General features: G+C 61.2%; 6 protein-coding genes and 1 riboswitch. Of the genes, 2 read left to right on the top strand and 4 right to left on the bottom strand.

Annotation, left to right across the window (positions count from 1 at the left end; all coding sequences use genetic code 11):
- Positions 1 to 57 precede the first annotated feature (57 nt).
- The gene (locus tag ACIPQ1_RS03480; RefSeq protein WP_186707089.1) at positions 58 to 441 is read right to left on the bottom strand and encodes an MAPEG family protein; all 384 of its coding nucleotides are present in this window, start codon (positions 439 to 441) and stop codon (positions 58 to 60) included.
- 50 nt (positions 442 to 491) lie between these two features.
- Complete coding sequence (locus ACIPQ1_RS03485; RefSeq protein WP_250963799.1) at positions 492 to 1,325, bottom strand: EamA family transporter; 834 nt, start codon at positions 1,323 to 1,325, stop codon at positions 492 to 494.
- Positions 1,326 to 1,628: 303 nt separating this feature from the next.
- Here ACIPQ1_RS03485 and ACIPQ1_RS03490 point away from each other — a divergent pair, with 303 nt between their 5' ends.
- On the top strand, positions 1,629 to 2,801 hold the full coding sequence (locus tag ACIPQ1_RS03490; RefSeq protein WP_411385858.1) for an MFS transporter: 1,173 nt from the start codon (positions 1,629 to 1,631) through the stop codon (positions 2,799 to 2,801).
- Here the strand turns inward: ACIPQ1_RS03490 and ACIPQ1_RS03495 are convergent.
- Positions 2,749 to 3,636 (bottom strand): formate/nitrite transporter family protein, encoded by an 888-nt coding sequence (locus tag ACIPQ1_RS03495; protein ID WP_411385859.1) that lies wholly within the window; start codon positions 3,634 to 3,636, stop codon positions 2,749 to 2,751. The two genes, ACIPQ1_RS03490 and ACIPQ1_RS03495, sit on opposite strands and share 53 nt — an antisense overlap.
- Before the next feature lie 118 nt (positions 3,637 to 3,754).
- Entirely contained in the window at positions 3,755 to 4,156 is a 402-nt protein-coding gene (locus ACIPQ1_RS03500) for an acyl-CoA thioesterase (RefSeq protein WP_072346269.1), read from the bottom strand.
- A gap of 190 nt (positions 4,157 to 4,346) precedes the next feature.
- A riboswitch (S-adenosyl-L-homocysteine riboswitch) is annotated at positions 4,347 to 4,453 on the top strand.
- 23 nt (positions 4,454 to 4,476) lie between these two features.
- On the opposite strand from ACIPQ1_RS03500, the gene ahcY reads away from it, so the two are divergent.
- Positions 4,477 to 5,886: an adenosylhomocysteinase gene (ahcY, locus tag ACIPQ1_RS03505; RefSeq protein ID WP_186729200.1), complete on the top strand. Its 1,410-nt coding sequence runs from the start codon at positions 4,477 to 4,479 to the stop codon at positions 5,884 to 5,886.
- The last annotated feature ends 114 nt before the right edge of the window (positions 5,887 to 6,000 follow it).

Raw genomic sequence — 6,000 nt, forward strand, 5'->3', positions numbered from 1 at the left:
GTGGGAGCGAGCTTGCTCGCGATGAGGCCAGCAAAGCCCTAAAAATCCAAACCAGGCTCAGACCGAAACAAAGAAGAAACTCAGGACCAACCCCACCCCCACGAACCACACCAGCGACCGCAGAATCGCCCAGTCCGCCAGATAGCAAATGATGTAGAGCAAGCGACTGGTGATGAACAGCACCGCCAACACGTTGATGGTGACCAGTTCGGCATTCCCGGCCAGGTGAGCGACGATCACGGCGGCGGCAAAGAACGGGCTGATTTCAAAGCTGTTCAGTTGCGCGGCGAAGGCACGTCGGGGCGCGCCTTCGAGGGAATCCAGAAAATCCCGTGGATCATGGTTATCCTGCAACCGGTATCTGCCACCAGCCTTGGCGATCCCGACACACAGATAAGGCAGGAGAAAAGCAATCAACACACACCACAGGGCAACCGTCATACCGCGTTTTCCTTTTTGAGTTTTATACAGAATCGAGCATCAGGCGCCGGTCAGGATTTCATCACCAGCATGCCAATCAGCACCAGCCCGCAGGCTAAGAGCCGTGGCCGGCCAAAAGGTTCTTTAAGGTAGCGCATGCCAAAGAGCACAACCAGGATCACGCTGATCTCCCGCAGCGCCGCCGCTTCGGCGATCGAGCCCAGTTGCATGGCCCACAGCACCAGAGCGTAGCTGAACAATACGCAGAATCCGACCGCCAACCCCAGCCGCCATTGTTCGCGCCAGAACCGCATGAACGCCGGCCGTTTGCTCACCAGCGCCAGTAACGGGAAAGGCCAGGCGCTGAGCAGCGTGACCCAGACCAGGTAATCCAGCGGATGGGACCAACGCCGCAAAGCATGTCCGTCGATAAAGGTGTAGCAACCGATGCACAGGCCGATCAGCGCCACCACCGGCAGCATCGACCAAGGCAGCCGGTCGCCGCCACCGCCCTGCCACAAAAGGCAAAGCATGCCGAACGGGATCAGCAAGATACCGATGACCTGCTGGGTCGTCAGGGCTTCACCGGCGAAAATAAACGTCAGGGCCAGCACCACCAGCGGCGACAGGCCGCGCATCAGGGGATAGACCAACCCCAGGTCACCGACCCGATAAGCCTGGATCAGCAAATAACGGTACAACAGCTCGAACGCCGCCGACGCCACGATCCACGGCCAGATTTCCAATGGCGGCCATGCCACGAAACCCAGGGCCAACGCGACGAACAGCAGCGCAACGCTGTCCATGCACGCCACCACCAGCAAACGCTCGCCACTGAACTTGATCAGCGTATTCCATGCCGCATGCAACAGCGCCGCTACCAACACCAAGGCCGTCGCAAGCACGGCACGCTCCTTGTCTTGTCCCACCGCCCCCGTAGGAGCTGCCGAAGGCTGCGATCTTTTGATCTTTCGCTTCAGACTCAATTGTCGGCGGAAAGATCGCAGCCTCGTTGCACTCGTCAGCTCCTACGCCAGTAAGGCTCATGAATTGATTCGCTATCGTTTATACTGCAAACCGATCACGCCGCACTCAGTTGCGCATACACCAATACCAATAATTTTGCTGTTGTCCCGTTCACTCGAACCGGGGCGCCGGCATGCGTATGCCTGATCCGGGCGTCAAGACTACAGACAGAGACCTTGCGCATGCCACTCGCCTTGCTTGCTTTGGCCGTTGCCGCTTTTGGCATCGGCACGACTGAATTCGTCATCATGGGCCTGTTGCCCGATGTCGCCCGGGACCTGGCCGTGAGCATTCCCCAGGCCGGGCTGCTGATCACCGGCTACGCCCTGGGCGTGGTGTTCGGCGCGCCGATCCTGGCGATTGGCACCGCCAACATGCCGCGCAAGGCCACGCTACTGGGCATGACCCTGATGTTTATCCTTGGCAACGTGCTCTGCGCCCTGGCGCCGAACTACACCACGCTGATGGCCGCCCGGGTCATCACTGCGTTGTGCCACGGCGCGTTCTTTGGCATTGGATCGGTGGTGGCGGCCGGGCTGGTGGCGCCGAACAAACGGGCCCAGGCGATTGCCATGATGTTCACCGGCCTGACCCTGGCCAACGTGCTGGGCGTCCCGTTGGGCACGGCCCTGGGTCAATACGCTGGCTGGCGCTCGACCTTCTGGGCGGTCTCGATCATCGGCGTGATCGCCGCCATCGCCCAATGGGTCTGGCTGCCCAAGGAAATCGCCATGGACAAAGCCAACCTGGCCAGCGAATTCAAGGTCCTGGGCAAGGTCAACGTATTGCTCGCCCTGGGCATGAGCGTGCTGGCCTCCACCAGTTTGTTCAGCGTGTTCACCTACATCGCGCCGATCCTGCAGGACATCACCGGTGTCAGCCCCCATGGCATCACCGTCATGCTGCTGTTGTTCGGCGTCGGCCTCACGGCCGGCAGTTTCCTCGGTGGGCGCCTGGCGGACCGGCGCCTGCTGCCTGCGCTGGTGGGCATGGCCCTGGCCGTGGTGCTGGTGCTGGCCGCGTTCAGCCAGACCAGCCGGTCGGTGATCCCGGCGGCGATCACGCTGGTGCTGTGGGGCGTCTTCGCCTTCGCCCTGTGCCCGATCCTGCAATTGCTGATCATCGACCAGGCCCACGAAGCACCGAACCTCGGCTCTACGTTGAATCAGAGTGCGTTCAATCTCGGCAACGCGGCCGGGGCCTGGATGGGTGGGTTGGTGGTGGCCAGCGGTGCCGACCTGGCGGATCTACCATGGGCCGGGGCCGCTGTCGGCGGCCTGACGGTACTGACCGCGTTGTATTTTATTTACCGTCAGCGTCGTCATCGCGGCGTGGCGGCAGGCCTTGCCGACTGAGGGGTGTATTGGTCTCGCTGCGCACCTGTGCGTGACTGATCAGGGCGAAAATAAAACTGCCACCGATGATGTTCCCCGCCAGGGTCGGCGCGGCGAACACCATCCAGAAGTCTTCCCAGGACAATTGCCCGGCAAAGACCAGGTAGGACACTTCGGCCGAGCCGACGACGATGTGGGTGAAGTCCCCGAGCGCCATGAGGTAGGTGATCAGGATGATGATCCACATCTTGGCGCTTTCCATGGACGGAATCATCCAGACCATGGTGGCGATCATCCAGCCGGAGATGATGCCCTTCGCGAACATCTGGCCAGTGTCGTTCTCCATGACCTTGCGACCGATCTCCAGGAAGGCCAGATCGGTGCGCCGATCAAAAATCGGCAGGTGCAGCATCACATAGGCCACCAACAAGGTGCCGCACAGGTTGCCCACCAGCACCACGCCCCATAACCGGAACAATCGGCCGAAATTGCCCAAAGTCGGCTTGCTCATGATCGGTAGCACGGCGGTCAGGGTGTTTTCGGTGAACAATTGCTGGCGCGCGAGAATCACCGCTAGAAAGCCTGCGCAGTAACCGAAACTGGCGATCACTTTGAAACCTTCGTGATCCGGTAATCGAGAATTGAGCAAGCCCATCGCCATCAGGGACAGGCCCATGGTCAGCCCGGCCGCCAGCGCCGACCACCACAGCGCGGCAACGCTGCGCTCCAGCTCCAGATTGCCTTGGGTGCGGATGATTTCATGCAGCACGGCCGCCCGCGGCGGCTGGTTACGGTCGACTTCGTGCTGTTCCTGAGCCGAAAGGTCCGGGGTCTTGCCTTCTTTGTGGGTGTCCATACAGCTCCTGAAGCCGTGGCGTGATGTACCTACGACACGCGGCGTCCAGCGCTGTTCAGTGACAACCCATACATGACATGTGGGAGCGAGCTTGCTCGCGATAGCAGCGCCGCCGACCTCACTCGACGACATCATCCTTGAACTGATCCTTGACGTACTTGATCTCGGTCCGGCCATGAGGTGCGGGCAGGCCGTCTTCGCCGAGGTTGACGAAGACCATTTTCTCCACGGTCAGGATGCTCTTGCGGGTGATTTTGTTGCGCACCTCGCAGGTCAGGGTGATGGACGTGCGACCAAACTCAGTGGCGGTGATGCCCAGCTCGATGATGTCGCCCTGGCGCGAAGCACTGACGAAATTGATTTCCGAAATGTACTTGGTGACCACGCGCTGGTTGCCGAGCTGGACGATGGCATAGATCGCCGCCTCCTCGTCGATCCAGCGCAACAGGCTGCCGCCGAACAGCGTGCCGTTGGGGTTGAGGTCTTCGGGCTTGACCCATTTGCGGGTGTGGAAATTCATGATCACTCCTGAGCGTCTGGCCGATGGATTGCCGCATCATGGCAGACCCCACGGCCGAGCTCTACGTCGCGGGCCCTATGACGGTCATCGGCATTTTTGATTTGCCGACAGAAACCCTTTTGGAAGATCCGATTAGCCCGTTATAATCGCCACCGCTTTACCGGTCCACCCTTTGGACCGTTCCCGCCACCTGTCCGAGGGGCGCTGCAGCAGGCTCGACCTGTCAGGCTCGGATGGGGCGTTGTTTGTACGGGGCTACCCGCACGGACACTAAACGCACAACGGCGCCCATTCGCATACATTACGAATGGAGGCTCTTCATGAGCGCTGTCATCACGCCTGCTGCTTTTACCGACTACAAAGTCGCCGACATGTCCCTGGCTGCCTGGGGCCGTCGCGAAATCATCATCGCCGAATCCGAAATGCCAGCCCTGATGGGTCTGCGCCGCAAGTACTCTGGCGAACAGCCATTGAAGGGCGCAAAAATCCTCGGCTGCATCCACATGACCATCCAGACCGCCGTGCTGATCGAAACCCTGGTTGCCCTGGGTGCCGAAGTGCGCTGGTCGTCCTGCAACATCTTCTCGACCCAGGACCAGGCCGCTGCCGCCATCGCCGCCGCCGGCATCCCGGTATTCGCCTGGAAAGGCGAGACCGAGCAAGAGTACGAGTGGTGCCTGGAGCAGACCATCCTCAAGGATGGCCAGCCGTGGGACACCAACATGATCCTCGACGACGGCGGCGACCTGACCGAGCTGCTGCACAAGAAATACCCAGCCGTGCTGGATAAAGTCCACGGCGTGACCGAAGAAACCACCACCGGCGTGCACCGCCTGCTGGACATGCTGGCCAAGGGCGAGCTGAAAATCCCGGCCATCAACGTCAACGACTCGGTGACCAAGAGCAAGAACGACAACAAGTACGGCTGCCGTCACAGCCTCAACGACGCCATCAAGCGCGGCACCGACCACTTGCTGTCCGGCAAGCAGGCCCTGGTGATCGGCTACGGTGACGTGGGCAAGGGTTCGGCCCAGTCGCTGCGCCAGGAAGGCATGATCGTCAAGGTGTCCGAAGTTGACCCGATCTGCGCCATGCAGGCCTGCATGGACGGTTTCGAGCTGGTTTCGCCGTTCATCGACGGGATCAACGACGGCACCGAAGCCAGCATCGACAAGGCCCTGCTGGGCAAGATCGACCTGATCGTGACCACCACCGGTAACGTCAACGTCTGCGACGCCAACATGCTCAAGGCCCTGAAGAAGCGCGCCGTGGTCTGCAACATCGGCCACTTCGACAATGAAATCGACACCGCCTTCATGCGCAAGAACTGGGCATGGGAAGAAGTCAAGCCGCAGGTCCACAAGGTGCACCGCACCGGCACTGGCAGCTTCGACCCACAGAACGATGACTACCTGATCCTGCTGGCCGAAGGCCGCCTGGTGAACCTGGGCAATGCCACCGGTCACCCAAGCCGCATCATGGACGGCTCGTTCGCCAACCAGGTCCTGGCCCAGATCTTCCTGTTCGGCCAGAAATACGCCGATCTGTCGCCAGCCCAGAAAGCCGAGCGCCTGACCGTGGAAGTGTTGCCGAAGAAACTCGACGAAGAAGTGGCCCTGGAAATGGTCCGCGGCTTCGGCGGCGTGGTCACCAAGCTGACCAAGCAACAGGCTGACTACATCGGCGTCACCGTCGAAGGCCCGTTCAAGCCGCACGCTTACCGCTACTGATCGGCACTGCCCTTTGCGGGGCATGCGCTTTTGTGGGAGCGGGGGGGGGGGGGGGTGGGGGGGGCGGGGGCAGTAAGTGCGGGAGGGGGGTGTGGAGAGGGAGGGGGGGGGGGG

The organism is Pseudomonas sp. LARHCG127 (assembly GCF_052871455.1).